This is a genomic window from Paramicrobacterium fandaimingii, assembly GCF_011751745.2.
Classification (GTDB): Bacteria; Actinomycetota; Actinomycetes; order Actinomycetales; family Microbacteriaceae; genus Paramicrobacterium; species Paramicrobacterium fandaimingii.
Genome location: NZ_CP061170.1, coordinates 974,132 through 999,740, shown reverse-complemented (window position 1 = coordinate 999,740; position 25,609 = coordinate 974,132). Strand labels below are relative to the sequence as shown.

At 65.1% G+C, this 25,609-nt stretch carries 26 protein-coding genes and 1 riboswitch; of the genes, 16 read left to right on the top strand and 10 right to left on the bottom strand.

Annotated features, from left to right (window positions below; all coding sequences use genetic code 11):
* Window positions 1-11 precede the first annotated feature (11 nt).
* The 5 genes from HCR84_RS04855 to ribH all read left to right on the top strand — a co-directional run bounded on the left by HCR84_RS04855 (window position 12) and on the right by ribH (window position 4,553).
* A complete protein-coding gene (locus tag HCR84_RS04855; protein ID WP_166984158.1) occupies window positions 12-896 on the top strand; it encodes a sugar-binding transcriptional regulator in 885 nt (294 codons plus the stop codon).
* A 49-nt stretch (window positions 897-945) separates the two neighbouring features.
* Window positions 946-1,090, top strand: a riboswitch (FMN riboswitch).
* 63 nt (window positions 1,091-1,153) lie between these two features.
* Window positions 1,154-2,173, top strand: a complete 1,020-nt coding sequence (ribD, locus tag HCR84_RS04850; protein ID WP_434063552.1) for a bifunctional diaminohydroxyphosphoribosylaminopyrimidine deaminase/5-amino-6-(5-phosphoribosylamino)uracil reductase RibD — start codon at window positions 1,154-1,156, stop codon at window positions 2,171-2,173.
* A gap of 3 nt (window positions 2,174-2,176) precedes the next feature.
* Window positions 2,177-2,803, top strand: a complete 627-nt coding sequence (locus tag HCR84_RS04845; RefSeq protein ID WP_166984006.1) for a riboflavin synthase — start codon at window positions 2,177-2,179, stop codon at window positions 2,801-2,803.
* Window positions 2,800-4,086, top strand: a complete 1,287-nt coding sequence (ribA, locus tag HCR84_RS04840) for a GTP cyclohydrolase II (protein WP_166984007.1) — start codon at window positions 2,800-2,802, stop codon at window positions 4,084-4,086. Before HCR84_RS04845 ends, ribA begins: the two co-directional genes overlap by 4 nt.
* On the top strand, window positions 4,083-4,553 hold the full coding sequence (gene ribH / locus HCR84_RS04835; protein ID WP_166984008.1) for a 6,7-dimethyl-8-ribityllumazine synthase: 471 nt from the start codon (window positions 4,083-4,085) through the stop codon (window positions 4,551-4,553). Before ribA ends, ribH begins: the two co-directional genes overlap by 4 nt.
* Before the next feature lie 120 nt (window positions 4,554-4,673).
* Here ribH and HCR84_RS04830 read toward each other — a convergent pair whose 3' ends face one another.
* The gene (locus tag HCR84_RS04830; RefSeq protein ID WP_166984009.1) at window positions 4,674-5,105 is read right to left on the bottom strand and encodes a DUF2269 family protein; all 432 of its coding nucleotides are present in this window, start codon (window positions 5,103-5,105) and stop codon (window positions 4,674-4,676) included.
* A 237-nt stretch (window positions 5,106-5,342) separates the two neighbouring features.
* Between HCR84_RS04830 and HCR84_RS04825 the strand changes: the two genes are divergently transcribed.
* The gene (locus HCR84_RS04825) at window positions 5,343-6,701 is read left to right on the top strand and encodes an MFS transporter (protein WP_166984010.1); all 1,359 of its coding nucleotides are present in this window, start codon (window positions 5,343-5,345) and stop codon (window positions 6,699-6,701) included.
* Between the two features lie 143 nt (window positions 6,702-6,844).
* A complete protein-coding gene (locus HCR84_RS04820) occupies window positions 6,845-7,720 on the top strand; it encodes a CPBP family intramembrane glutamic endopeptidase (RefSeq protein ID WP_166984011.1) in 876 nt (291 codons plus the stop codon).
* Between the two features lie 4 nt (window positions 7,721-7,724).
* Here HCR84_RS04820 and HCR84_RS04815 read toward each other — a convergent pair whose 3' ends face one another.
* Complete coding sequence (locus HCR84_RS04815) at window positions 7,725-8,102, bottom strand: VOC family protein (protein WP_166984012.1); 378 nt, start codon at window positions 8,100-8,102, stop codon at window positions 7,725-7,727.
* A 62-nt stretch (window positions 8,103-8,164) separates the two neighbouring features.
* Here HCR84_RS04815 and HCR84_RS04810 point away from each other — a divergent pair, with 62 nt between their 5' ends.
* Window positions 8,165-8,608, top strand: a complete 444-nt coding sequence (locus HCR84_RS04810) for a MarR family winged helix-turn-helix transcriptional regulator (protein WP_195706691.1) — start codon at window positions 8,165-8,167, stop codon at window positions 8,606-8,608.
* A gap of 50 nt (window positions 8,609-8,658) precedes the next feature.
* Window positions 8,659-9,900, top strand: coding sequence for an IS1096 element passenger TnpR family protein (locus HCR84_RS04805; RefSeq protein ID WP_166984014.1), 1,242 nt, complete (start codon window positions 8,659-8,661; stop codon window positions 9,898-9,900).
* A 22-nt stretch (window positions 9,901-9,922) separates the two neighbouring features.
* Here HCR84_RS04805 and HCR84_RS04800 read toward each other — a convergent pair whose 3' ends face one another.
* From HCR84_RS04800 to HCR84_RS04770, 7 genes are all read right to left on the bottom strand, one after another.
* A complete protein-coding gene (locus HCR84_RS04800) occupies window positions 9,923-10,744 on the bottom strand; it encodes an ABC transporter permease (RefSeq protein ID WP_166984015.1) in 822 nt (273 codons plus the stop codon).
* Window positions 10,741-11,583 (bottom strand): ABC transporter permease, encoded by an 843-nt coding sequence (locus HCR84_RS04795; RefSeq protein WP_166984016.1) that lies wholly within the window; start codon window positions 11,581-11,583, stop codon window positions 10,741-10,743. The genes HCR84_RS04800 and HCR84_RS04795 overlap by 4 nt, the downstream gene beginning before the upstream one ends.
* Window positions 11,580-12,506: an ABC transporter ATP-binding protein gene (locus HCR84_RS04790; protein WP_166984017.1), complete on the bottom strand. Its 927-nt coding sequence runs from the start codon at window positions 12,504-12,506 to the stop codon at window positions 11,580-11,582. Before HCR84_RS04790 ends, HCR84_RS04795 begins: the two co-directional genes overlap by 4 nt.
* 121 nt (window positions 12,507-12,627) lie before the next feature.
* Complete coding sequence (locus tag HCR84_RS04785; RefSeq protein WP_166984018.1) at window positions 12,628-13,119, bottom strand: GNAT family N-acetyltransferase; 492 nt, start codon at window positions 13,117-13,119, stop codon at window positions 12,628-12,630.
* A gap of 23 nt (window positions 13,120-13,142) precedes the next feature.
* Window positions 13,143-13,460, bottom strand: a complete 318-nt coding sequence (locus HCR84_RS04780; RefSeq protein WP_166984019.1) for a winged helix-turn-helix domain-containing protein — start codon at window positions 13,458-13,460, stop codon at window positions 13,143-13,145.
* Window positions 13,457-13,888, bottom strand: a complete 432-nt coding sequence (locus HCR84_RS04775; protein ID WP_166984020.1) for a chemotaxis protein CheY — start codon at window positions 13,886-13,888, stop codon at window positions 13,457-13,459. The genes HCR84_RS04780 and HCR84_RS04775 overlap by 4 nt, the downstream gene beginning before the upstream one ends.
* An 84-nt stretch (window positions 13,889-13,972) precedes the next feature.
* Window positions 13,973-14,770: a DeoR/GlpR family DNA-binding transcription regulator gene (locus HCR84_RS04770; RefSeq protein ID WP_166984021.1), complete on the bottom strand. Its 798-nt coding sequence runs from the start codon at window positions 14,768-14,770 to the stop codon at window positions 13,973-13,975.
* Between the two features lie 178 nt (window positions 14,771-14,948).
* On the opposite strand from HCR84_RS04770, the gene galT reads away from it, so the two are divergent.
* The 3 genes from galT to HCR84_RS04755 all read left to right on the top strand — a co-directional run bounded on the left by galT (window position 14,949) and on the right by HCR84_RS04755 (window position 20,087).
* Window positions 14,949-16,142, top strand: coding sequence for a galactose-1-phosphate uridylyltransferase (galT, locus tag HCR84_RS04765; protein ID WP_166984160.1), 1,194 nt, complete (start codon window positions 14,949-14,951; stop codon window positions 16,140-16,142).
* Entirely contained in the window at window positions 16,139-17,314 is a 1,176-nt protein-coding gene (galK, locus tag HCR84_RS04760) for a galactokinase (RefSeq protein ID WP_166984022.1), read from the top strand. Before galT ends, galK begins: the two co-directional genes overlap by 4 nt.
* Window positions 17,315-17,414: 100 nt before the next feature.
* Window positions 17,415-20,087 (top strand): phosphoenolpyruvate carboxylase, encoded by a 2,673-nt coding sequence (locus tag HCR84_RS04755; protein ID WP_166984023.1) that lies wholly within the window; start codon window positions 17,415-17,417, stop codon window positions 20,085-20,087.
* Between the two features lie 83 nt (window positions 20,088-20,170).
* On the opposite strand, the gene HCR84_RS04750 is transcribed toward HCR84_RS04755, so the two are convergent.
* The gene (locus HCR84_RS04750; protein ID WP_166984024.1) at window positions 20,171-20,887 is read right to left on the bottom strand and encodes an SDR family oxidoreductase; all 717 of its coding nucleotides are present in this window, start codon (window positions 20,885-20,887) and stop codon (window positions 20,171-20,173) included.
* Between the two features lie 91 nt (window positions 20,888-20,978).
* Here HCR84_RS04750 and HCR84_RS04745 point away from each other — a divergent pair, with 91 nt between their 5' ends.
* From HCR84_RS04745 to HCR84_RS04730, 4 genes are all read left to right on the top strand, one after another.
* Window positions 20,979-21,887 carry a LysR family transcriptional regulator gene (locus tag HCR84_RS04745; protein ID WP_166984025.1) on the top strand — a complete coding sequence of 303 codons (909 nt, stop codon included), beginning with the start codon at window positions 20,979-20,981 and terminating at the stop codon, window positions 21,885-21,887.
* Between the two features lie 246 nt (window positions 21,888-22,133).
* The gene (locus HCR84_RS04740) at window positions 22,134-23,387 is read left to right on the top strand and encodes an acylneuraminate cytidylyltransferase (protein WP_166984026.1); all 1,254 of its coding nucleotides are present in this window, start codon (window positions 22,134-22,136) and stop codon (window positions 23,385-23,387) included.
* Window positions 23,384-24,253 (top strand): N-acetylneuraminate synthase family protein, encoded by an 870-nt coding sequence (locus HCR84_RS04735; RefSeq protein WP_166984027.1) that lies wholly within the window; start codon window positions 23,384-23,386, stop codon window positions 24,251-24,253. Before HCR84_RS04740 ends, HCR84_RS04735 begins: the two co-directional genes overlap by 4 nt.
* Window positions 24,250-25,608, top strand: a complete 1,359-nt coding sequence (locus tag HCR84_RS04730; RefSeq protein WP_166984028.1) for a DUF6716 putative glycosyltransferase — start codon at window positions 24,250-24,252, stop codon at window positions 25,606-25,608. Before HCR84_RS04735 ends, HCR84_RS04730 begins: the two co-directional genes overlap by 4 nt.
* Window position 25,609: the final 1 nt, after the last annotated feature.

The window sequence follows — 25,609 nt, the reverse complement described above, 5'->3', positions numbered from 1 at the left end:
AAGACCTCACAATGGATGCCATCGCAGACGAGCTTCATACCTCGAGATCCTCGGTATCTCGCCTCTTGAGCCATGCACGCGACAGCGGACTCGTCACGATCAACGTGTCGAGCCCGCTCGACGTTCCGCGGCAGCTCGAGTCAGATATTCGCCGTCGATTCGGGGTCGTCACTCACGTGGTTCCGGTGCCCGAGCAGACAAGCGACGTCGACAGGCTCGACAGAGTTGCGCTCACCGCTGCACGAATTCTCGGAGGCTTCGTCGAGTCGAACATGATGATCGGAGTCGCGTGGGGCGCGACGATGACGGCGGTTTCCCGGCATCTCGTGCCCAAGAACACGCACAATTCGCGCATTGTGCAGCTGAACGGTGCCGCGAACCCCCGCACGACGGGTCTTGTCTATGCGAGTGAGCTGCTGCAGCGGTTTGGTGCCGCCTATGGGGCGGCCGTGCAGCAGTTCGCTGTTCCCGCGCTGTTCGATGACCCCGCCACAAAAGCGGCGATGTGGCGCGAACGCAGTGTGCGCCGCGTTCTCGACATTCAGCGCAGCATGGACATGACGGTCTTCGGGCTGGGCTCGCCGTTCGCCGTCGTGCCGAGCCACGTTTACGTCGGCGGCTACCTCGACGAGCACGACCTCGCGTCGATGCAGGAGGCGAACGTCGTGGGGGACGTCGCTACGGTCTTCTATCGCGAAGATGGCTCCTCAGACGGCATCGAGATCAATACGCGTTCGTCCGGTCCCGATCTCGATGTTCAGCGCCGTGTTGCCCGGCGCGTGTGCATCGTCTCAGGAGAGAGCAAGCTGCAGAGCCTGCGCGGTGCGCTGGCGGCCGGCCTCATCACTGATCTGATCGTCGATGCAACAACGGCGCGGCTGCTGCTTGCGTCATGAAGCGACACACACCGCACCGGGAATACCCGTGACGTAACATGGTTATACGTAACGTGCTCCGGGGTCGGTGAGAGTCCGAACCGGCGGTGAAAGTCCGCGACCCTCCTCTGGGAGGCTGAGCCGGTGAAATTCCGGCACCGACGGTTATGGATCGCCACATGGCGATTCGAGTCCGGAAGGGAGGAAGCACGTGGCGACGCCTCCGCGCGTTGCCATCGCAGCCTTGCGAGCCCCCGGAGCCTCGAGAAAGGGAGCCGGTGGCATCACAACGCGAGCTGCAGTTCATGCGCCGTGCACTCGAACTCGCCGCAAACGGCCCAGAGCGCGGCATCAATCCCCGCGTCGGCTGCGTCATCGTCTCGTCCGACGGGACTGTGCTCGGCGAGGGGTGGCACCGAGGCGCAGGAACGCCGCACGCTGAGATCGCTGCTCTGACGGCGGCGGGCGCGGATGCCGCACGCGGCGCGACAGCCATCGTGACGCTTGAGCCGTGCAATCACACGGGGCGCACCGGCCCGTGCGTCGATGCATTGCTCGACGCCGGAATCGCGCGCGTCGTCTATGCCTCGACCGACCCGGGCACCGTCTCGAGCGGCGGCGGCGATCGGCTTCGCGCGTCGGGCGTCGACGTCGAGGCCGGCGTGCTCGCGGCGGACGTCGACGCCTTTCTCGGAGACTGGATGACGACGGCGACGCTCGGCCGTCCGCTCGTCACACTCAAGTGGGCCTCATCGCTCGATGGCCGCGCCGCGGCGTCCGATGGCTCGAGTCAGTGGATCACCGGACCGGAGTCCCGCGACGACGCACACCTGCTGCGCAGCCAGCACGATGCCATCGCCGTCGGCAGCGGAACGGTTCTCGCTGACGACCCGTCTCTGACCGCGCGCGACGCTCACGGCGAGCTCCTGAGCAATCAGCCCGTTCCCATTGTGTTCGGCGGACGCGAGATCTCAGACGGCGCGAAGCTGCGACAGCATCCTCTCCCTCACATTCAGCTCGACGGCCGTGACCTCGCCGCCGATCTGCACGAGCTGCGAGAGCGCGGCATCCGCTCCCTCTTCATCGAGGGAGGGCCGACCCTCGCGTCGGCTTTCGTGCGCGCGGGCCTCGTGGACAGCTACGTCGCATACCTCGCGCCGACTCTGCTCGGCGGCGACCGCGTCGCACTCACCGACCTTGGCGTGCGCTCCATCGACCATGCGCTTCGCCTCGCCCTCAGCGACGTCGCCCGTGTCGGAGACGACGTCAGACTCACTCTGACCCCGAAGGGACAGTAAACAATGTTCACCGGAATCATCGAAGAGATCGGCACCGTGACGGCCGTCTCCCGCAGCGGGTCGTCTCTGCGCCTCAGCGTGCGGGGTCCGCTCGCGGTCTCTGATGCTCATCACGGCGACTCGATCGCCGTCTCCGGCGTGTGCCTCACCGTCGTCGAGCAGTCAGCCGACGGCTTCGCCGCCGACGTGATGGGCCAAACGCTCGCCATGTCGACGCTCGCGACCGTGGACGTCGGTCGGCGCGTCAACCTCGAGCGCGCCGCCCACGTCGGCGATCGCCTCGGCGGCCACATCGTGCAGGGGCACGTTGATGGAACGTCGCGACTCGAGAGCATCACCGACGACGGCGATTGGCGCGTGCTGCGCTTTTCCCTGCCGGCCGAGCTCGCCCGACTTGTCGTCGACAAAGGCTCCATCGCGGTCGACGGCACATCGCTCACTGTGAGCGACGTCGCCCCGGCAGAGCACGCCGCGCAGTGGTTCGAGGTTTCGCTGATTCCCGAGACGCTCACCGCGACCACGCTGGGAGACCTGAGCGTCGGAGATCACGTGAACATCGAAACCGACATCATTGCACGACACGTCGAACGGATGCTGGCGCTCGGCGCCGCAGAAGGGAGCAACCGATGAGCCTCGCCTCCATTCCCGAGGCCCTCGACGCACTGCGCCAGGGCAAGCCCGTGCTCGTAGCAGATGACGAATCGCGCGAGAACGAGGGCGACGTGATCATGTCTGCCGCCCTCGCGACACAGGAGTGGCTTGCCTGGACCATTCGGCACACAAGCGGCTACATCTGCGCGCCCATGCCGAACGAGATCGCCGATGCGCTGAATCTTCCGATCATGGTTGCCGACAGCGAGGATCCTCGCGGAACGGCATACACAATCTCGGTGGACGCCGCCACCCGCATCTCGACGGGTATCAGCGCCGCCGACCGTTCACACACGCTGCGCACCCTCGGCTCCCCCGATTCGACTCCGGCGAGCCTCATCCGCCCGGGGCACGTTCTTCCGCTGCGCGCACGCGACGGTGGCGTTCGCGAGCGCAACGGGCACACCGAGGCGGCCGTTGATCTGATGAAGCTCGCCGGGCTGCCTCCCGTCGGCGCCATCTGCGAAGTCGTGCACGATGACGGCGAGATGATGCGACTCCCCGGGCTCATCGAACTGGGTGCGCAGACCGACATCCCCGTGATCACGATCGCCGAACTCGTGCGCTACATCGACTCAACGCCCGACGCTTCACGCGCATGCACGACAGAGCAGAGCGTGCCCGAGTCGAGCGAAGTGATCTTCGAGGTGGAGACGACAATCCCCACGACGCACGGCACCTTCCGCGTGAGGGCATACCGCGACCGCGCAACGGGCGCCGATCACGTCGCCGTCATTTCGGGTGAGCTCGAAAGCGGATCGCTCGTGCGCGTGCACTCGGAGTGCCTCACGGGCGAAGCGTTCGGCTCACTCAAGTGCGAGTGCGGTCCGCAGCTCGACGCCGCACTCGACACCGTGCAGCGCCACGGTGGTGTGGTGATCTATCTTCGAGGCCACGAGGGCCGCGGCATTGGCCTCATCAACAAGCTGCGGGCCTACAAGCTGCAAGAAGAAGGACTCGACACGCTCGACGCCAACCTCGCACTCGGACTGCCTGCCGATGCCCGCGATTACACCGCGGCATCCGCCATTCTTTCCGATCTTGGGCTCGACACGGTGCGCGTGCTCACAAACAACCCGACGAAGGTGCAGCAGCTCGAGGCGCACGGCATCACGGTGACCGAGCGTGTGCCGCTCGTCGTCGGGGTCGGTCCGTTCAACTCCAAGTACCTTGCCACCAAGCGCGACCGCATGGGGCACCAGCTTGAGCAGCCGCTCACGACCGACACGGCAACACTGACATCTACCCAAGGAGAGAAATGAGCGGAGCAGGCTCCCCCACGCTGAACGTCGACGGCACGGGCCTCGACATCGTCATCGTCGCTGCCAGCTGGCACGACACAATCATGGGCGGGCTCGTTGACAGCGCCGTGCGCACACTTGAGGAGGCAGGCGCGAACCACACGCTCGTGCGGGTGCCCGGCAGCTTCGAGCTTCCCGTCGTCTCGCGCGCAGCTCTCGAGGCCGGTGCCGATGCCGTCGTCGCCCTCGGCGTGATCATCCGCGGCGGCACGCCGCACTTCGAGTACGTCTCGGATGCCGCCACCTCCGGTCTCACGCAGGTCACCGTCGAGACGGGCAAACCGGTCGGCTTCGGCGTTCTCACACTTGACGACGAGCAGCAGGGGCTCGACCGCGCCGGCCTTCCCGGGTCGAAGGAGGACAAGGGCCGCGAGGCGGCCGAGGCCGCCATCGCCACGGTGCGCGCGCTCACCGCCGTTCGAGCCTGAGCCACCGCACCTCCTGACCGTGCGCGCGACACCGCGTGCGCTACACAAACGGGGCTGCGCTCTCGAACGTTCGAGAGCGCAGCCCCGTTTCTGCGGCTCACTGCGGTGAGCGTGACGTCGTTACGGCTTCCACACCATGAGCACGACGACGGCAATGAGCATGATGGTGGCCAAACCGCTTCCCGCGGCGATCGCAGGGTAGCTGGCGCGGTCGTCAGACGGGCCATCCGCAAGCGCCTTCGCCGCCTTGTTCATCGTCGGCACCACAAGCGCAAGGTTGATGATCGTCGCCACGACCCAGAGAATCAGCGACCAGAGAATCCACGGCGTCGTCATCGAGATGTCGTATTCCGACATGCCCATGACGCCGAACCCGAACACAACGACAAGCAGTGAAAGCCAGCTGAAGATCATCGTCGACTTGGCGAGCACCGCAACCTGGCTGCCGTTTCCCGCCCTGACGGCGCGCATCGCCGTCATCGGAATGATCGCCATGGGGCCGACGATGAAGACCGCCGCGACGACGTGAAGCACTGCGAACAAAGTATCCATGCCTCACAGGTTAGTCGCCAGCCTGCACACGGACATCAACCTTTCGATGGGTCCACCGCGTTCAGGGCCGCTCGGGGGACTCTCGCGGCGGAATATCCAAAAGTTTGGTGACGTTGCCAGCAGGCGTAAAGTAAGCACGTCCCGCCACAAGCAGGCTTCGTCATCGCCGCGACACGACCGCGCATACCCCGCGTGATCCATTCAGCGACACCCGGTTTCTCACGCAAACGAAGGCTCATGTCCAAGGCACCAATCACGACACCCAACGCAACGACAGAAATACCGACACCCGCGAATCCGCGCTCTCGCGTGATCTTCGCGAGCATGATCGGCACGACGATCGAGTTCTACGATTTTTACGTCTACGCCACAGCCGCCGTTCTCGTCTTTCCACACCTCTTCTTTCCCGAGGGCGACCCGACGGTGGCACTGCTCTCGTCGTTCGCCATCTTCGGCGCCGCAATGGTCGCCCGTCCGCTCGGCGCGATCTTCTACGGTCACCTTGGCGATCGCAAGGGCCGCAAGGCCACGCTCGTCGCCTCGCTTCTAACGATGGGAGTCGCGACGTTCCTCATCGGCTTCCTGCCGACCTACCATCAGGTCGGCTGGTGGGCGCCGCTGTTCCTCGTGATCTTCCGCCTCGCACAGGGCTTCGCACTCGGCGGCGAGTGGTCGGGCGCCGCGCTTGTCGCGACAGAGAACGCTCCAAAGGGAAAGCGCGCCTGGTACGGCACGTTCCCGCAGCTCGGAGCGCCTCTCGGCTACATCATCGCCAACGGCATCTTCATCATCATCTCTCTGCTCCAGCCCGCAAACGGCACGATCAACGAACAGTTCCTCGCCTGGGGCTGGCGCGTTCCGTTCTGGTTCTCCATCGTCATGGTCGTCGTCGGCGTCATTGTGCGGCTGAGGCTCGTTGAATCGACAGCGTTCGCGGCGACGGTCGCCAAAGGCACCGTGAGCAAGATGCCGCTCGGCACGGTGTTGCGTAACAATTGGCGCGAGCTCATTCTGGGCACCTTCTTCATGCTCGCCACCTACGTGCTCTTCTATCTGATGACGACGTTCGTGCTGAGCTACGGAACAACACCGACGGATGCCGCCATGGCGGGCCTCGGCTATGGGCGAACCCAGTTCATCCTGATGTCGATCATCGGCGTCGTATTCTTCGGCATCTTCACCCTGCTGTCTGGCCCCTGGGCAGACAAGTGGGGCCGCAGACGCACCCTCACCTGGGTGACTGTCGCGATCGTCATCTTCGGGCTGCTGTTCGTCCCCCTGCTCGACGGCGGGATTGTCGGCGTGATGGCCCTGCTGGTCATCGGATTTTCGCTGATGGGCATGACGTTCGGCCCGATGGGCGCACTGCTTCCCGAGCTCTTCCCCACAAACGTGCGCTACACCGGATCTGGAGTCTCGTACAACGTGTCGTCCATCCTCGGTGCCGCCGTGGCTCCGTTCATCGCGGTCGCCCTCTGGAGCGCCGGCGGCGGAAGCCCATTCTGGGTCGGTGTCTATCTCTCGGTGATGGCGCTGATCACGCTCGTGGCGCTGCTGATCAGCACAGAGACGAAAGACGTCGATATGGAGAAGTAGCGCCCTCCCGGGCAGCCAGCCGGGGATCAACCCACGGTACGAGAACAGGTTGGCTCCCCGGTGTGACGCGCGCGGGAGCGGAGATCCGTAGCGTGAGGGTGCACGACGCGACAGCGTCTGCATCCTCACGCTGAAAGCAGATCATGACTCCATCCGCAGTGCTTCGTCGCATCGTTTCATCTCCCCTCGTCTGGCTCGCAGCGGGCGCGATCGCCATCGGCGGCGCGTATGCCCTCATCACCTCCCCGACCCCCGTTGTCGGCGCGCTCGGCATCGTCGCGCTTCCTCTAATCGGCAGTCTCGTCGGCCTGCTGCTGTACCGACTCGTCATGCACAGAATGGCGGGACGCCCGACGCCGGAGCTCACCCGCACTCGTTCGCTCTTCGAGACGCTGTACGGAATTGAGGTGGGGCTCGTCTTCGTCGCCGTCTCCGTCGCGACGATCTCGCTTCTCGGCGGGTATACCTTCGAGTGGGCTTCGGCCGACGTTCTCTCGGTGATCGCGACGGTCGTTGCCGTCAATGTCGGAGCCGCGGTCATCGAAGAGCTCATCTTCCGCGGTCTGGCACTGCAGGCTCTCGAGAAGCTCGGCGGAAGCTGGGTGGCTCTCGCCGCAACATCACTGATCTTCGGGCTGCTGCACCTGGCGAACCCGGGCGCCACTCTGTGGAGCGCCTGTGCCATCGCGCTCGAAGCGGGTGTGCTTCTCGGCTCTGCGTTCCTCTGGCGCCGCAACCTGTGGTTTGCGATCGGCGTGCACTTCGCCTGGAACACGGCAGAGGGTCTGCTCGGCATCCCCATCTCCGGCCACGCGTACTCTGGCCTCTTCACTGTCACAACCCATGGATCGCCGCTCCTTACGGGAGGCGCGTTCGGGCTCGAGGCATCCATCGTTCCTGTTGTCGTGAGCCTTCTGCTCTCCGTCACCATGCTCGTGCTTGCACACCGCCGCGGAAACCTTGTGCCGCTCTCCCGCGCGGGCCGTCGGGCAACGGCCCACGCTGTCGCCGGCAGCTGACGGGTCAGCGGGCGGGCGCCTGTTCGTGAACCGTCACCGCATACCCATCGAGGTCGGCGAACGTGAAGTTGAGCCCGAACGGACCCTGCTCGGGCGCACGCAGAATCTGCGTGCCCCTCGAGGCAAGATCGTCATGCAGGTTCTGCACGGCATCGCAGCTCATCCACAGCGCAATGCCGAGCCCTGGCCGCGGGGTCGAATCGAGATCGACTCCGGGCAGGGGCTCGCGCACGGCAAACGGGATCGGCTCCGTCATAAAGACGACGGCCCCGGGCGGCGCCTGCGGAGCGCGGCGCAGGCCAAGTTGCGTCTCATAAAATTCAGCCGCGCGCTCAATGTCACGCACCTGCAAGGCAAGAAAGCTGGGTCCGACTACCGTCATGATGTTCCTCCAATGGTCTGGATGTCAGGATGCTGACATTCAGTGTATGTCAGAATACTTACATGTTGCAAGAAGATGATCTCGGAGCACTGGTGGGCTATCGGCTCAAGCAAGCGCAGTCGGTGCTGCGCGCGCGTATGGATGAGACCCTGCGAGAGCTCGGCCTCTCGACTCCCCAGTACATCTGCTTGGAGCTGCTCAGCCGGCAGCCCGGAGCGTCCAATTCCGATCTTGCTCGTGGCGCATTCGTCACCCGACAGACAATGAACACGCTTCTTCGCGGACTCCAGCGTCGCGGTCTCATTGAGCGCGCTGAACAGGCAGCGACCGGTCGGGTCCTCCCGACAAAGCTGACAGAGTCGGGCCGGCAGCTGCTCGACCTCGCCGACGAGAGCGTGCAGCAGATCGAGAACCGCACGATCAGCCTGCTCGATGCAGAGAAGGCACGCGCCCTGCATGAGGCGCTCGGGCTCTGCATCGAAGCATTGAGCGAACCGAACGCCTGATCATGGCGTGACTGCTCGCCGGAGACGAACGCGCGTGGCACTCTTGAGAGATGGCGAAAACCTGGCTCTCGATTTCGGTGGAATTGCTCGGCGGGCGAGACGTCGAGCCGTGGCCCTGGCCGGGGCGCATCTTCGCCGTCGGACCGTCCCACTCGTTCGACGACCTCGCTGATGCCATCAACACGGCTTTCGCGCGATGGGATCGATCGCACCTTTCCGTGTTCACGTTGTCGGACGGTCGGGTTGTCGCCGATGACGAGACCGCCGACGATTTCGCGGCATCCGAATTCGGTCCCCTGACGTCAACACTCGACTCCGAGACAGCAAAGGTCGCACGCACGGTGAAACCGGGAGACGAATTTCGTTTCGTCTTTGATCTGGGCGACGAATGGACCCATCTGTGCACAGTCCATGCAGCGAAGATCGATCCGATGGAAACACTCGGCATTCGTCCGCGCGGTCCCCTGCCCTATTGGGGCTGGGGAAACATTCCCGATCAGTACGGCCGTCGATGGGCAGAGGACCCAGGCGAGGGCCCGGTTCCGCCGGTCCCGCGACGGCCCCACCCGATCATGATGCACGACTGGCCGAGCGTCGAAGACATTCCCACACTTGACATGCGAACGCTCCGCGCAACGATCGTGGCGCAGGATGCCGATCTGTTTCGCTCCACGATCGCAGGCTGTGACGTTGACGACGCCCTGCAGATTGTGGGGTCTGGGGTGCCGATTGCCCTCGACAAGCACGGCGAGGATGCCTCGATGATGGCGTTGTCGATCGTGAACAGGCTCATGATGAGGTCATGGCCCGGCGACGACGTACTGCGCGAAAATCTCCTCGCCCGCCTGCGCGACGAGCAACCTCCGGGCCGGCTGTTGCCTGTCGACCTCGACGTGCTCTCGATGGTGCGGGAAGGCGGTGCCGAGCTGGCATCAGGTGGGTACCTCGACCTGAAGACCGGTGATGTGCACTCCGAGGAGAGCCTCGACGCCTCAGTGGTCGGCGTGGATGCGGCCATCGACGTCGCTGCCGAGCCCGAACGCTGGCTACCCATCGAGCACAGCGGACCACACGAAGCGTGGAACGACATGGCGGCGTTTGCCAAAAAGCAGCGCGATGCCCACCTGAGCGAACAGCTGAAACGCTCGCTCGAGGGAAAAGGCGCATTTCGACGCTTCCGAGATGCCATTCACGACGCGGGGCTCCACCACAGTTGGATCATCTACTCCGACGACCGCCAGTTGGGCCGAAGTCGAGCGTTCCTCGCAGACCACGGCATCAGCGTCGCCTAGCGTCGCATCGGCCGGTGCGAGCTTAGTCGAGGAACAGCGCCCGGAGCCTCCGAGTCGTGAACACGAGGCCGACGAGCGCCATCACCGCGAAATAGAGCGCGTGCCACAGCATCCCGAGCTCGACGGCTCCGGTGGTGAGCCCGCGCACCAGTTCGACACCGTGCCACAGCGGCAGTGCCTGAATGACAATCTGAATGCCCTGTGGGTACACGCTCAGCGGAAAGAACGTGGCAGAGAACAGAAACATGGGCATGAGAATGAAGTTGATCCAGTCCATGTGCTGAAACGTCTTCATGTAGCTGGTGACCGCCATGCCGAAGCTCGCGAAGCCGAAGGCGATGAGCAGGACGGCGGGGAAGGCGAGGAGAGACCACCACGACAGGTTGAGGCCCAGCACCTGCATCACGATCATGAAGCCGAACGCGTACAGTGCGCCGCGAATGAGCGCGAGGGCGATCTCACCCAGCGCGATGTCGAACGGGCCGAGCGATGTCGAGAGCATCCCCTCATAGATTTTCGAGAATTTGATCTTGAAGAACACGTTCCAGGTGGAGTCATAGACGGCACCGTTCATCGCCGCGACGGCGAGGAGGGCCGGAGCGATGAACGCCGCGTACGGAATCTCCGTGCCATCGGGGCCCTCGACATCGCCGACGAGCGCGCCGAGGCCGATGCCCATCGACAGCAGATAGAAGATCGGCTCGAAGAACCCCGAGACCATCACGAGCCAGTTCGTGCTCGCCGTGGCCCGCCAGCCGCGCAGCATCACCGAGCGGGCGTTGCGGGAATAGAGCGCCGACGGGCCGTTCGCACGACGCCGCGCCGGAGCGGTCTGAACGCTCATCGGTTGAGCCTCCTCGCGGCGACGCGGCGCGCCAGCATCCACCCGACGATCAGCAGAAGCAGGAGGTAGACGACATGAAGGATGCTGAGCCACACCGGCTCCGCATGACCATATGAGAGCACGCGACCAAGCTGTGTGCCGTGCCACAGCGGCGAGAGCCAGCCGATCCACTGCAGAAACCATGGCAGCTGGGTCAGCGGAAACACCGTTCCCGAGAAGAGGGTGAGTGGAAGCACAAGAAACCGCATGACCATGGCGATCTGGCCGCTGTCGTTCTCGAGCGTCGCCACATAGGCCATGAGAAGCGTGCCGAAGGCGAGCCCGGTGAGCACGGCGGAGAAGAGCGACAGCCAGCCGAGATCGCCGGGGACGGCACCGAACAGCAGCATGAACACGTAGTAGAGCGCCGTCGTCACGACGATGCGGGCGGTTACGGCGATGACCTGCCCGTCGATGATCTGCCCTGGAGTCACGGGGCTCGCGCCCATTCCGGTGAACGTCGGATTCCATTTGAAGCCGAGCATGATCGGGTAGCTGAATTCCTCGGCGGCCGCCTCGAATGCCGCCATCGCGAGAAGCGCGGGGGCGACGAACACGAGGTAGCTGACGGCGAGGCCATTCTGCTCGACGTTTGCATCGACGAGGCTTGCCAGCCCGACGCCCATCGCGAAGAGGTACATCAGCGGGGACCCGATGCCTGTCGCGATCACCGTCTGCGTGTACGCCTTCATGTTGCGAAAGCGGTGCTCCGCCACGTACCAGGCGCCCCAGCGGCGCGGCGCCCTCGCCGCAGACAGCGCGCGAGCAGCATCCGCCCGTGTCGCGTGGTCTGTGCTCATTCGATCAGGCTCCGCCCGGTGAGGCGCAGAAAGACGTCTTCGAGGCTCGAGCGGCGCACGAGGCTGGTCCTGGGGTTGTGCCCGCGGGCGGTGACCGCCGTGAGCGCCTCTTCGCCGTTCGACGAATAGATCAGGATGCGGTCGGGGAGCACTTCGGCGCGATCACCGACGCCCTCAAGGTCGCGTGCAACCAGCTCGTTGTTCTGCGAGCCGAAGCGCACTTCGAGCACCTCGCGCGACGAGTACTGCCTGATGAGCTGCGACGGGGACCCCTCCGCCATGATGCGGCCGTTGTCGACGACGACGAGGCGGTCGCACAGCTGCTCTGCCTCGTCCATGTAGTGCGTCGTGAGCACGAGCGTCGTGCCTTGCTCTTTGAGTCGGAAGAGACGATCCCAGAGAATGTGCCGCGCCTGCGGATCGAGCCCCGTCGTCGGCTCGTCGAGCAGCAGAATGCGCGGGTCGTTGATGAGCGAGCGAGCGATGGTGAGGCGGCGCTTCATTCCGCCCGAGAGGTCGTCGACCCGTGACTTCACCTTGTCGTCGAGCTGGGCGAACGTCATGAGCTCGTCTGCGCGCTGGGCGACGAGCTTGCGGGGCAGTCCGAAGTAGCGGCCGTAGACGAGCAGATTCTCGCGAGCACGCAGCTCTTCATCGAGGTTGTCTGCCTGCGGTACGACGCCAAGCTGAGAGCGGATCTCGGGCCCGTACTGGTCGGGATCGAGCCCCAGGATGCTCAAGTCCCCTGATGTGCGGGTCGACACAGCGCCGACCATGCGCATCGTCGTTGACTTGCCCGCGCCGTTGGGCCCGAGAAGTCCGAACGACTCCCCCGGCGCCACCTCGAACGAGATGCCGTCGACGGCGGCGAAGTCCTTGTACTTCTTGACGAGGTTTTTCGCTTCAATGACGGGTTCTGGCACGACTGACACTCTATGTCGGGCCTCCGACGCCGGCCAAGCATCCGCGCCAGTTTGAGATGTCGATAAATGCGCTCGGATGGTCGGCTCAGAACCATCTTCGACACACGAATGTCAGGGCACGTCACGCCAGACGCAGCATGCGGATGATGCGGACCGTTGCGTCGCCCAACGTGTGATTCTGTGTTGCTCCGTCGCGACGAAATCCATTGCGTGCGTAAAACGCTTCGGCACGGGCGTTGCCATCGAGCACCCACAGATAGGCGGCGGACTCTCCGATGCTTGCGTCGAGAAGCTGTTGCCCCGCTCCCGATCCGTACATCTGCGCGGTGATGTAGATTCCCTCGAGCTCACGGTCGAGGGGAGCATCCATGTGGCGCCCCGCTCCGGCTGAGGCCCAGCCGACGATAACTCCGTCTGCTTCAGCGACGAAGGCATCGGTGTCGCCGGAGGCAATGATCTCGCGCCACCTTTCGACACGCGCACCCTCGTCGAGACTCGCGAGGTATTCCGCGGAAACGTGCGCGGCATAGGCCTCGCGCCACGCTTGAATATGCACGCGGGCGATGCCGACAGCATCCTCGAGGGCCGCAGGCCTCACGCTGATTTCCACCATGCACCTACGGTATCGGCGGCCGGTCAGTCTTCGTCGATCTCAGCGATTTGTGTGAGTGCGGCCATGTGATGCTGCAATGCGTCTCGTCCCGCGCGGGTGATCGTGAATGTGGTGCGCGGCCGCTTGCCCACAAACGTTTTGCCGACACGCACGTATCGAGTTTGCTCCAGTGCCGAGGCATGCTTGCTCAGGGCCGAATCACTCACCTCGATGAGATCGCGTACTTCAGCAAAGCCGAGTGTCCCTGCGCGGCGAAGCGCAGCGAGGATCGAGAGCCGAATAGGGTTCTGAAGCTCGACGTCGAGCCGATGCCTCGGATGGTGAACGTCGCGCGCAGTCATGACCGGGCCTCCCAGACGGCACACGCCGACGTGGCAAGGAGAATGGCTGCGGATGCGACAGCTGAGAACACGTCAGCGTCGGGCAGCCAGACGATCGTCGCGATGGCGACGGCATACGGAACGAACCAGGCTGCAATGTAGGCGCACCAACGCCGGCTGTATGAGAACGCTAGGTGGTTCTGCACCGCGATGGCGAAGCCGATAATGAGGAACACGACGACGGCGACCATGCCCATGAGTATTGCCGAGTACGCGCGACCAGTCGTCAGGGTCATGGCGAATGTGCCGAGCGCTGTCGCCACTCCGAGTGTCAGAAGAAACGCTATATAGGGAAGCCGCACCGCCCGGTGTGCATCCGTACCGAGTCGCTCCACATTCTCGAGCAGCTGCCGGGCTTCGCTTGGTTCCAGAGTCGCGTGATCAGCCATGATGCCCTCCCTTTATGCTTGCCATACTCGCATGTACTTTCCACTTTGGCAAGTACTTTTTGGAGAGCGCGTGAACAGAACGCGCTAGAGATCACCAGCCAGTTCAACGCGGGCGCCGGCCTGCCGAAGTTCGGCCACCAGCTCAACGTCGGCAGCGGCATCCGTGACGATCGTCTCGACGTCGCTCAGCACGGCGACATGGCCGAGCGTGACCCTGCCGAGCTTTGACGCATCCGCTGTGATCACCACGCGGTCGGATGCCTCGACCATCGCTCGCTTGATCTCAGCCTCTGGCAGATTCACGTTTGTGATGCCAGCCTCGACGTCGACTCCATTGCACCCCAGAATCGCAACGTCGGCATGAACGGAACCGATCAGCTGCTGTCCCATCGGGTTGACGAGAGAGTGCTGCAGCGGGCGAAGTGCCCCGCCCGTCACGTAGACAGTCAAGCGGGGCAGCCCCGGCTCGAGCGCCAGCGCAGTCGAGAGGCCGTTTGTGATGACGACGACGTCGTGCAGCTCCGTGCGCTCGACAAGCGCCTCGGCAACGGCGAGCGCCGTCGAACCGACGTCGAGAAACACACTCTGCCCCGAGTCGACGAGGCTTGCCGCTCGTCGCCCGATGGCGCGCTTCGACTCCATGCCCGTCTGCACCGACTGCTCGACAGGAGACTCGGGAACAGCTCCGGCTGCCACCGCTCCCCCGTGCACGCGCCGCGCGACGCCCGCCTCGACAAGGGCGTCGAGATCGGTGCGCGCCGTGACACTCGACACCGCAAAGTCGCGCGCGATGTCGGCGACGCGAACGTAACCGCGCGAGTCGAGCCGGCCCCGGATGCGGTCGCGGCGAAGCTCGGCGGGAAGAATCTCAGCATCCGTCATGCACTTAGTTTCGTTTACTTGCCTTTACTTTTCAATACGAAAGCGATAGATTCTGAAGAGCTACAGATCGAGAATGCCGCGCCTGAAAGTTCTGTGGCGCAACACCGGAACTGGAGCGCCGGCGAGCGCACTGCGCCAGGCCGGTTTCTCCGCACGATTCGACACCTGGACGACTCCCATGCCTGTTCCCCCCACGATCTCGACTCTCACCGGCGGAATCACAAGCCAAGCACACAAGCTGACCGACGGCCGCGACATCATCTACTTTGACGACCCCGGCTCAACCCTTCCCGCCGAGCGTCGCGCCGATTCTCGCGACGCCGAACCGCGCCCCGCCACGGCGTCGATGCGGCAAGACCCCCTCACGGGAGAGTGGGTCTCGATCGCCGCCGCCCGCCAGAACCGCGCGTTCCTTCCCCCGGCCGAACTCGACCCGCTCGCCCCGCAGACCCCGACAAATCCGTCGGAGGTGCCGAGCAACTATGACGTCGCCGTGTTCGAGAACAAGTCGCCGTCGTTCGGGCCGCTGACACGCGACGAGAACGAACCGCGCGGCCTCTACGACCTCACACGCATCGGCCTCGAGCGCACCCGCACGTCGGTGGGGCGCTGCGAAGTCGTGTGCTTCTCCCCCCAGCGCGAGGGCTCCTTCGGCTCGCTCACCCGCGCACGGGCGCGCACGGTCATCGAAGCGTGGGCCGAGCGCACGCGCGCACTCAGCGCCCTGCCTGGTGTGCGGCAGGTGTTCCCGTTCGAGAACCGCGGCGTCGAGATCGGCGTGACCCTGCAGCATCCTCACGGCCAGATCTACTCGTACCCATACATCACCCCGCGCACCCAGAACCTGCTCCACTCCATCGGTTCATACGGGCCCACGCTGTTCGCCGATATTCTCGCGAGCGAGCAGGCGGGTGAACGGATGCTGCTGCGCGGCGAGCATTGGAGCGCATTCGTTCCGTTTGCCGCCCGCTGGCCCGTCGAGGTGCACATGCTGCCCCACAGGCACGTCGCCGATTTCGCCGAGACCACGCCCGAGGAGCGCGACGAGCTCGCCACCCTGTACCTGCGACTGCTGCGCGGCGTCGACGCTCTCTACGACACGCCGACCCCCTACATCGCGGCGTGGCACCAGGCCCCGGTGAATGTGGCGCGCGACGACGTGCGGCTCATGCTGCAGCTCACCTCGCCGCGCCGCGCCGCAGACAAACTCAAGTACCTCGCCGGCTCTGAAGCGGCGATGGGTGCCTGGATCGGCGACATTCCGCCAGAGAAGTCCGCACAGAATCTGCGCGATGCGATAGCGCGCGCCGATCTGGCGCATCCCGTCGAGCCTGCGGCATCCGTGCCCTCATCTGACAAGGAGACCCGTTGACGACATTACCGCGTTCCACAGCCGACTCCTTTGCCGCCCGCTACGGCCGCGCCCCAGACGGCGTGTGGCAGGGCCCGGGCCGGGTCAACCTCATCGGCGAGCACACCGACTACAACGACGGCTTCGTGCTGCCGTTCGCCATCGACAGAACAACGGCTGTCGCCGTCGGCGCGCGAGACGACCGCACGGTGCGCGTGTCGAGCGATTTCGCGGATGCCGTCGCAACGGTGCGCCTCGATGACCTCGACGCCCCGCAGCTCGCCGCAGGCACGCTGAGCGGATGGTCGGCGTACCCCTTCGGCGTCGTCTGGGCGCTTCGGCATTTCGGCGCTGACCTCTCATCGGTGCCGGGATTCGACGCGCACGTCGCCTCTGACGTGCCAACGGGAGCAGGGCTGTCGTCGTCTGCGGCGCTCATGTGCGCCATCGCCGTCTCGCTGAACGACGAATGGCAGCTCGGCTTCGACGCGCAGACGCTCGCCCGGGTCGGCCAGCTCGCCGAGAACAAGGCGGTTGGCGCGCCGACCGGCATCATGGACGAGAGCGCCTCACTGTTCGGGCGCCGCGACGCCGCTGTGTTTCTCGACTGCCGGTCGCTCGACTCCGAGGTGATCGACTTAGGGCTTGAACGGGCAGGCCTCGAGATCCTTGTCATGAACACGCGGGTCGACCATGCTCACGCAACCGGCGGATATGCGGCTCGGCGAGCCTCGTGCGAAACCGGAGCGACCCTCATGGGCGTCGCGAGCCTGCGCGATCTCGACGTCGACGACCTCCCGCGCGCCGAACGGGAACTCGACGACGAGACGTTCCGCCGCGTGCGGCACATCATCACCGAGAACCAGCGCGTTCTCGACACCGTGCGAACCCTGCGTGCGGAGGGCCCAGGCGCGATCGGCACGCTGTTGAATGCCTCGCACGTGTCGATGCGCGATGACTTCGAGATCTCGGTGCCTGAGCTCGACCTCGCCGTTGAGACCGCGCAAGCGAACGGCGCCGTCGGCGCACGCATGACCGGGGGCGGCTTCGGCGGCGCTGCCGTTGCGCTGATCTCGAGTGATCGCGTCGACACAACGGCGGATGCTGTCATGCGGGCGTTCGCCGACGCCGGCTTTCGCGAGCCGGAGTGCTTCACTGTGCACCCCGCAGACGGCGCGGATCGCGTGCTCTGAGCCGCGGCATCCTGAACTCGGCATTCGAGACGGCCAGGGGACGTCACATACGTACCCTCAATTACGCGATCACCCGAACTCTCGCTAGCCTCGGTAAACGATGACTGATTCTTATCCCCCCACATCTGCAATCTCGATCATCCAGGCCCCACGCAACATGGAGATTCCCGACGCCCTCCGCTCAGACGTACGACAGCTCGGCGAACTACTCGGACGTGTGCTGATCGAGACGGGCGGCTCAGGCCTTCTCGACGACGTTGAGAAGCTGCGCGGCCTGACGATCGATGCCTACGAGAATGAAGACGTGAAGGCGTTCGAAGACGCCGAAGCACTCGTTGCGTCGTTTTCGTCTGAACGCGCCGAGGAGGTGGCGCGCGCCTTCACGTGCTACTTCCACCTGGTGAACCTCGCCGAAGAACGCCACCGCGTGCGCGTGCTTCAGGGCCGCAACCCCGAGCCGAGCGACGACGTCGGAGCATCCTTCACCGACACCATGAACGCACTGGTTCGCGAGCTTGGCGAAGACGGTGCACAGAGGATGCTCGATGGCCTCGAGTTTCGCCCGGTGCTCACCGCGCATCCCACCGAGGCTCGTCGCCGCGCCGTCGCCTCGTCGATTCGCCGCATCAGCGAACTCGTCGCCGAAAACGACGACCCGCGACTCGGCGAGAACGTTCAGGCAGAGAACAAGCGCGAGCTGCTCGCCGAGGTGAACGTGCTCTTCCGCACGGCGCCGCTGCGGTCAACACGGCCGACGCCTCTCGACGAAGTGCGCACGGCGATGAACATCTTCGACCAGACGCTTTTCGAGGCAATGCCGCGCATCTACCGCCTCATCGACGACCGGCTCGCGGGCAAGGCTGCCGGAACGCTGCCACCGCGCTCGCACGCATTCGTTCGCTTCGGGTCGTGGATCGGCGCCGACCGCGACGGCAACCCCAATGTCACAGCGAAGACCACCCGTCAGGCCGCGGCAATTCAGTCGGAGCATGTGCTGCTCGGGCTCGAGCGCGCCGCCGCTCGCGTTGGCCGCATGCTCACGCTCGACGCTGGCGATACTGCCGCGAGCGCTGACCTGCTCTCGCTATGGCAGCGTCAGCGTTCGCTCGCAGACGAGTTGACGAACGAGATCGCCACGCGCTCCCCCAACGAACCCCACCGCCGCGTCGTGCTGGTGATCGCCGAGCGCATTGCCGCAACGCGCGGCCGCAATGCCGACCTCGCCTACGCGCACCCAGACGACCTGCTCGCCGATCTGCGCACGGTGCAGAACTCGCTCGTCGCAGCGGGCGACAAGCGCAGTGCCTACGGCGAGGTTCAGGGTCTCATCTGGCAGGTCGAGACCTTCGGCTTCCATCTCGCCGAGCTTGAGGTTCGCCAGCATTCGAAGGTGCACCGCCAGGCGCTCGACGAGCTCGATCGCGGCGTTCAGCCCAGCGAGATGACCGACGAGGTGCTCGACGTCTTTCGCACGATCGGCGCTCTGCAGACGCGCTACGGAGTGGATGCCGCCCGCCGGTACATCATCTCGTTCACGCAAGAGGTCGCCGACATCGCCAACGTTCATCGCCTCGCGCGCTATGCGTTCGGCGACGGCGAGACGCCGGTGCTCGACGTCATTCCGCTGTTCGAGACCTTCAACGACCTCAAGAACGCTCCCGAGATCCTCGAGAAGATGATCCAGCTGCCCGAGGTGAAACAGCGCCTCGAGGCAACGGATCGTCACCTCGAGGTCATGCTCGGGTACTCCGACTCGTCGAAAGACGTCGGCCCGGTTTCGGCGACGCTCACTCTCTATGAGGCGCAGGACGCCATCGCGCGATGGGCGGAGCGCAACAGCATCCGTCTCACTCTCTTTCATGGTCGCGGCGGCGCAATGGGCCGAGGCGGCGGACCGGCGAACGAGGCTGTACTCTCGCAGCCTCCGGGCTCCGTCGATGGTCGCTTCAAGCTCACGGAGCAGGGTGAGGTCATCTTCGCCCAGTACGGCAACCCGATCATCGCGCTTCGGCACCTCGAGCAGATCGCGTCGGCAACTCTGCTGGCGTCGAGCCCCTCGAACGGCGAGCTCAACGCGAGCGCGGCGACGGCGTTCGCCGACATGGCCGGTGTGATGGATGCTGCGAGCAGGGAGCGCTTCTACGAGCTCGTTCACGCTGACGGCTTCGCTCCGTGGTTTGCCGAGGTCACCCCGCAAGAAGAAGTCGGCCTTCTTCCCCTCGGCTCGCGGCCGGCACGCCGTGGTCTCTCTGTCGAGTCCCTCGAAGACCTGCGCGCGATTCCGTGGGTGTTCTCGTGGTCGCAGGCGCGCATCAACCTCGCCGGCTGGTTCGGTCTCGGCACCGCGCTCAAGGCGGTCGGCGATCGCGACGAGCTGCAGCGGGCCTACCGCGAGTGGCCGCTGTTCACGACGATGATCGACAACGTGCAGATGTCGCTCGCGAAGACGGACGAGCGCATCGCTGCGCGATACCTGCAGCTCGGCGACCGTGACGACCTTGCGGCGCTCGTTCTCGAAGAGATGGAGCGCACACGGGAGTGGGCACTCATCGCAACGGGAACGACGGAGCTTCTCGAGAACCGCGCGGTGCTGCAGCGCGCCGTTCGCTTGCGCAGCCCGTATGTCGACGCGCTGTCGCTGTTGCAGCTGCGCGCGCTGCGCACGCTGCGCGGTGCGGCGACGCAAGAAACCGAGACGACGATCGACCAGGCGCGCAATCTGCTGCTGCTCTCGGTGAACGGCGTCGCGGCGGGCCTGCAGAACACCGGCTGATTTCTCTGCGCTGACTCTCTGCACTGACGACGAACGGCGGCTCCAGCTGGAGCCGCCGTTCGTCGCCGAAAGCTACAGCTCCCCTACCAGGGCACTGCACCGTTGTCATCGAAGAAGCCGCCACGCGGCCCGTCGTCTGGCAGCGTCGCGAGCTGCACCGCAATCGCAGCGCCTTGTTCGGGTATTCGCGGCGAGTTGAAGCCCGTAAAGTCTGTCGCCACATAGCCGGGGCAGACTGAATTCACGACGATGGGGGTGTCGGCGAATTCGCGGGCGTAGAGAGCCGTCATGCTGTTGAGCATCGTCTTCGACGATGAGTATGCCGCGAGCAGCGGTCCGGTCTGAAGTGTCAGCGACCCCATGTTGCTCGACATATTCACGATCCGCGGTGCGTCGGCCTGGCGCAGCAGCGGGAGCATAGCATTCGTCACCCGGACCGCCCCGAACACGTTCGTGTCGAGCACGGTGCTCACGGCATCAAGATCGAGAGTCGACGGAACCTGCGCTCCGTCATCTGTGGGTCCGGCGATGCCCGCGTTGTTGACGAGCACATCGAGTCGGCCAGTGGTCTGCTCGATCGCGGCCGCCGCTGCCGCAACGCTGTGCTCTGATGTGACGTCAAGTGCCACTCCGAAAGCATCGATTCCGGCCGCTCGCAGCTGCTCAACGGCATCCTCTCGCCTCTTGTCATCTCGAGCGCCAACCGCCACGGTGAAATCGATCGCCCCGAGTCCTGCTGCGATGGCGAAACCGATTCCTTTGTTCGCGCCAGTAACGAGCGCTGTCTTCTTTTCGTTCATGCTCTCAATCCTCTGCACGCCCGAACCCCCTGTCCAAGACTGAGTTGGTCATCTCTGATACCTCACGGGTATCAGGGAGTAGGCTCCGTTCGTGGAATATCTTGAGACCCGCGAACTTCGCTATTTCGTCGCCGTCGCCGAGCACCTGAATTTTGGTCGAGCCGCCGACCAGCTGCGCATTGCACAGCCGCCGCTGTCGCGCGCAATTCGCGCACTGGAGAAACGGCTCGGCGTACAGCTTTTCGACCGTGACAGACGTGGCGTCTCGCTCACCGCGGCCGGGGCAACGCTGCTTCGTGACGCAGGGCCGGCGCTTGACTCCGTCGCCGCCGCCGCGCGCCGAACACAGCGTGCCGCAGCTCCGAGACGGAAACTCGTGCTTGCGACAAAAGCGGGGGCCTCTCACGAGCTGCTGCGACGGCTGCTCGACGCGCACGCGCGCGAACAAGATGCCACGCCGATCGACGTACTGCTGTGCGAGGTGGGCGAGCAGGCCAAGTTGCTGCGCAGCGGGCAGGCTGACGTAGCGATTATGCATCGCCCCGTCGATGACCTCGTCGGCTTCCGCGCAGAAAGTCTCGTCGTCGAGGGACAGGTGGCGATCGTACCCGCGAATCATCCGCTCGCCCAGCGCGACGCGGTCACCATGGCAGAGGTCAGCAACGTACCGGACTTGCCGATTGCTCGATGGCCGCGCACCGATGGAACCTATCCAGACGGCCCGGGGCCCGAGGTGCGCACACAGTCGCAGCTCGCCCAGCTCGTTGCGTTAGGCAAGACCCTTCTGGTCATCCCCGCATCCAGCCGTGCCTGGCAGTGGCCGGAGCACGTAGCCGTGCCCGTCACCGACGCACCAGACATCACCACGGTGCTCGCGTGGCCGGCGAACCACTCCACGCCCGAGATTTCAGCGCTCGTGACGACAGCGCTTTCCACGCCACTGGCAACGATGCAGCTCCCAGCCCCTGTGATGGAGTCCACGCCGCCCGGTCAGCGGTGAACGGCCACGCCCCGTCGCTCGCGCATGCTCCTCTGTCATCGACGTAAGCAATCGCCTGAGGGAGGGCACCGCCGTCCCGCAGAAAGTGAGATGCCACGGAATGCGCTTGCCGGGCACAACGGCGGCGACGTTCTTCGGCGCGTCACTGCGAGGCGGCACGGCGCGAGCACGCAGGTTCGCACGCACGTCACGGTGCGTTAACCAGTTCACCACCGCCGGGCAACGTCGCGCATTTACGTTCGCGATATGAACGGTTTTGATGGGGGTGGCCACGACCGGGCGGCAGTCGTCGCCGTGATTCCCGCCCGCGGCGGCTCGAAGGGCATACCTGCCAAGAATCTGCGCCACATCGGCGGTTCGCCGCTCGTCGTGCGCGCCATCGAGGCAGCGGCCGCATCTGCGCGCATTCACCAGGTCGTGGTCTCGACCGACGACGAGCAGATCGCTGCAGCCGCGCGGGCGGCCGGGGCCGATGTCATCGACAGGCCAGCCGAACTCGCCACAGACGAAGCGCCGTCTGAAACAGCGCTTCTACACGCACTCGACGTTGTGAAATCGCGCGCCGATACTCCGCCGATCACCGTCTTCATTCAAGCCACGTCGCCCTTCATCACCCCGGATGACCTGGATGCCGCGATCGACAACGTGGCTGCGGGAACGGCGGACGTTGTCTTCTCTGCCGTTCAGAATCACGCATTCATCTGGCGGCCAGACGAGATCGACCCGGGCAATATGGTGGGCGTCAACCACCGCCGCCTCGTGCGGCAGCGGCGTCAGGATCGAGCGATCGAGTACCGCGAAACCGGCGCGTTCTACGTGATGCGCACTGACGGCTTCCTCGAGGCGAAACATCGTTTCTTCGGCCGGGTCGGCGTGCAGCTTGTCGCGGAAAAGCACGCGATCGAAATCGACGCACCGGACGACCTGGTCGTCGCCGAGGCGATCTCGGCAGAAGGTGACGACGGCAACCCTCACGGCACAGATCCGCAGATTGACGTTGATGCCGTTGTCACCGATTTCGACGGAGTGCACACAGACGACACGGCGCTCATTGGAGCCGATGGCGACGAGCTTGTGCGCGTGAGCAGAAGCGACGGAGCCGGCATCGCGCGGCTGCGTGCCGCCGGCATCCGTGTCTTGATTCTGTCGGCAGAAAAGCATGCAGTTGTGAGTGCGCGGGCGCGCAAGCTCGAGGTTGATGTGCGCCAGGGCATCGACGACAAGGGCGCAGCTCTCACCGCGTGGGCGCGAGAGAACGGCGTGCGGCTCGATCGCATCGCGTACCTGGGCAACGACCTCGGCGATGCCTCTGCTCTGACGATCGTCGGGTGGCCTGTGGCCGTGGCGGATGCTGCGCCTGACGTGCGCGCGGCGGCCCGGCTGGTGCTGACGCGACGTGGCGGCGACGGTGCCGTGCGAGAACTCGCCGATGCCGTGCTCAGCACGGCATCGAGCACCTCTGTTCACACTGCCCGCCGCATCGAAGGAGCACACGCATGACCGTGACAATCGGACGCCACAGCATCGGGATGGGCGAGCCTGTCTACGTGATCGCCGAGATCGGCCTCAATCACAACGGCGATGTTGAGCTTGCAAAGCAGCTCATCGACGTGGCTGCCGATGCCGGTGCGCAGGCTGTGAAGTTTCAGAAGCGCACGCCGGAGATCGCCACGCCCGAGCATATGAAGCAGGTCCCGCGAGAGACGCCGTGGGGCACAATGAGTTATCTCGACTACCGTCGCCGGGTCGAGTTCGGGCGCGCCGAGTACGCGCAGATCGCCGACGACGCTGCCGAGCGAGGACTCGACTGGTTCGCGTCGCCGTGGGACGTTCCGAGCGTCGCGTTTCTCTATGAACTCGACGTTCCCGCATTCAAGGTGGCTTCGGCATCCGTCACCGATCTCGAGCTGCTCGAAGCCATCGCCGAGACGCAGAAACCGGTGATTCTGTCGACAGGAATGTCGACGCTCGACGAGATCGACATGGCCGTCGCCACTCTCGGAACCGACAACCTCGTGATACTGCACGCCACGTCGACATATCCACTCCCTCCCGAGGAAGCCAATCTGCGGGTGATCGCAGAGCTGCAGCAGCGATACGCAGCGCCCATCGGATACTCGGGTCATGAACGTGGCCTGCAGATCTCGCTTGCCGCTGTGACCCTCGGCGCCGTCGCCGTTGAGCGCCACATCACGTTGGATCGCGCCATGTGGGGCTCCGACCACGCAGCATCCCTCGAACCGACGGGCCTCGATCACCTCGTGCGCGACATTCGCATTATCGAACAGGCGATGGGCGAGGGCGTGAAACGTGTCTTCCCCGGCGAAGAAGCACCGAAGGCGAAACTGCGCCGGGTGCTCGCGTGACACAAGGCCCGCGGCGGATGCTCGTCGTCGCCGACTCGGACTCATACATCAAATGGGGCGCAGCGTTCGCCGGGCAGCGAGGCGGCGAGTGGCATTCGTCGCTCGTTCTCGTGAAGACGCCGGTGCTGCCGAGCGCCCGCCAGCTGGATGCTGCTCTGACCGGCACACCTTTCACTGCACGCGATGTGCGCACGATCGACATCGACGACCTCGCAGAACTGATCCAGCGCGAACGCCCTCACATCGTGTTGCTCGCCCTTCGCGGTCCTCTCGTTCGTGTCGTCGCGCCGATCGTCGCGGCGATGCCCGGGCGCCCGGCAATCATCTCGGGGTTTCCCGGGCTCACGATTCCCGCCGAGCCCAAGGCCATCATCTATCGTGAGCAGTGCGACATGATCGTTCTGCACAGCACACGCGAGGTGCGCGAATTCAGCGCCAACGCCGCCCAGCTCGGCATCGGCATGCGATTCGCTCTCGCACGGCTGCCCTTCCTCGACGACGTCGTGCGGCAGCGCACGCGAACCGATGCGAACTCGATCGTGTTCGCCGTGCAAGCAAAGGTGCCGGCCTCTCGCGAGGAGCGCGTGCAGGTGCTCGCGCTTCTGGCGGATGCTGCTCGCGCACACTCGAGCAGGCGCGTCGTCGTCAAAACGCGCGCCCGGCGCGGGGAGGCGCAGACTCATCTCGAGCAGTTCGACCTTGGCCACCTCCTCGATCAGCCCGATGTCAGTGACAGCCTCGGTGGCGTGCCCGAGAACCTCGTGGTCTCAGACGGCCCGATGGCCGCCCACCTCTCGCGGGCCGCGGCGCTGGTGACCGTGAGCTCGACAGCCGCGCTCGAAGCGATTGCCCAGGGTATCCCCGTGCTGCTGCTCGACGATTTCGGCGTCGGTCCCCAGCAGATCAACACGGTGTTCGTTGGCAGCGGGCTTTTCGGCAACGCCGCCGATCTGGCGCGCGGCGACTGGCGGCATCCGGAACCAGCGTGGCTCGACGACAATTACTTCCACCCCGACCAGGCGTCAACCGTCGACGATCGGCTCGCTGATCTCGTGGCACGCCGGGCGGCGCGGGGCCTCCCCGCACTTGAGCGTCGGTTCAACCTCACCGGTGGGTCGCTGCGCCGTGCGTTTGAGCGCAAACGGAGGCTGGGGCACTACGACCGCTCGCTCTCTGGCGCACTGTCGCTCGTTGTCGCACTTCCGGTGCGCGCAGTTGTGCGTCGTGCCCGGCGTATCGCCCGGAGGCTGCAGTTCGCTCGGTCACCGAGTGACACGCCGAAAACTGTCGCGTCGGTCGCCGCCGGTGGCGACGTTTTACGGCGTGTCACTTTGGCAGAGGAAGCCGCCGAGTAAC

What these genes read in the sequence shown, in the direction of transcription:
- HCR84_RS04830 (WP_166984009.1), bottom strand. Translation starts at nt 5,105, where the DNA reads ATGGATACTTTGTTCGCAGTGCTTCACGTCGTCGCGGCGGTCTTCATC.
- HCR84_RS04750 (WP_166984024.1), bottom strand. Translation starts at nt 20,887, where the DNA reads ATGAACGAAAAGAAGACAGCGCTCGTTACTGGCGCGAACAAAGGAATC.
- HCR84_RS04755 (WP_166984023.1), top strand. Translation starts at nt 17,415, where the DNA reads ATGACTGATTCTTATCCCCCCACATCTGCAATCTCGATCATCCAGGCC.
- galT (WP_166984160.1), top strand. Translation starts at nt 14,949, where the DNA reads ATGCCTGTTCCCCCCACGATCTCGACTCTCACCGGCGGAATCACAAGC.
- ribH (WP_166984008.1), top strand. Translation starts at nt 4,083, where the DNA reads ATGAGCGGAGCAGGCTCCCCCACGCTGAACGTCGACGGCACGGGCCTC.
- HCR84_RS04820 (WP_166984011.1), top strand. Translation starts at nt 6,845, where the DNA reads ATGACTCCATCCGCAGTGCTTCGTCGCATCGTTTCATCTCCCCTCGTC.
- HCR84_RS04780 (WP_166984019.1), bottom strand. Translation starts at nt 13,460, where the DNA reads ATGACTGCGCGCGACGTTCACCATCCGAGGCATCGGCTCGACGTCGAG.
- HCR84_RS04810 (WP_195706691.1), top strand. Translation starts at nt 8,165, where the DNA reads ATGTTGCAAGAAGATGATCTCGGAGCACTGGTGGGCTATCGGCTCAAG.
- HCR84_RS04805 (WP_166984014.1), top strand. Translation starts at nt 8,659, where the DNA reads ATGGCGAAAACCTGGCTCTCGATTTCGGTGGAATTGCTCGGCGGGCGA.
- HCR84_RS04735 (WP_166984027.1), top strand. Translation starts at nt 23,384, where the DNA reads ATGACCGTGACAATCGGACGCCACAGCATCGGGATGGGCGAGCCTGTC.
- HCR84_RS04845 (WP_166984006.1), top strand. Translation starts at nt 2,177, where the DNA reads ATGTTCACCGGAATCATCGAAGAGATCGGCACCGTGACGGCCGTCTCC.
- HCR84_RS04825 (WP_166984010.1), top strand. Translation starts at nt 5,343, where the DNA reads ATGTCCAAGGCACCAATCACGACACCCAACGCAACGACAGAAATACCG.
- HCR84_RS04770 (WP_166984021.1), bottom strand. Translation starts at nt 14,770, where the DNA reads ATGACGGATGCTGAGATTCTTCCCGCCGAGCTTCGCCGCGACCGCATC.
- HCR84_RS04775 (WP_166984020.1), bottom strand. Translation starts at nt 13,888, where the DNA reads ATGGCTGATCACGCGACTCTGGAACCAAGCGAAGCCCGGCAGCTGCTC.
- HCR84_RS04795 (WP_166984016.1), bottom strand. Translation starts at nt 11,583, where the DNA reads ATGAGCACAGACCACGCGACACGGGCGGATGCTGCTCGCGCGCTGTCT.
- HCR84_RS04740 (WP_166984026.1), top strand. Translation starts at nt 22,134, where the DNA reads ATGAACGGTTTTGATGGGGGTGGCCACGACCGGGCGGCAGTCGTCGCC.
- HCR84_RS04815 (WP_166984012.1), bottom strand. Translation starts at nt 8,102, where the DNA reads ATGACGGTAGTCGGACCCAGCTTTCTTGCCTTGCAGGTGCGTGACATT.
- HCR84_RS04800 (WP_166984015.1), bottom strand. Translation starts at nt 10,744, where the DNA reads ATGAGCGTTCAGACCGCTCCGGCGCGGCGTCGTGCGAACGGCCCGTCG.
- HCR84_RS04855 (WP_166984158.1), top strand. Translation starts at nt 12, where the DNA reads ATGGATGCCATCGCAGACGAGCTTCATACCTCGAGATCCTCGGTATCT.
- ribA (WP_166984007.1), top strand. Translation starts at nt 2,800, where the DNA reads ATGAGCCTCGCCTCCATTCCCGAGGCCCTCGACGCACTGCGCCAGGGC.
- HCR84_RS04785 (WP_166984018.1), bottom strand. Translation starts at nt 13,119, where the DNA reads ATGGTGGAAATCAGCGTGAGGCCTGCGGCCCTCGAGGATGCTGTCGGC.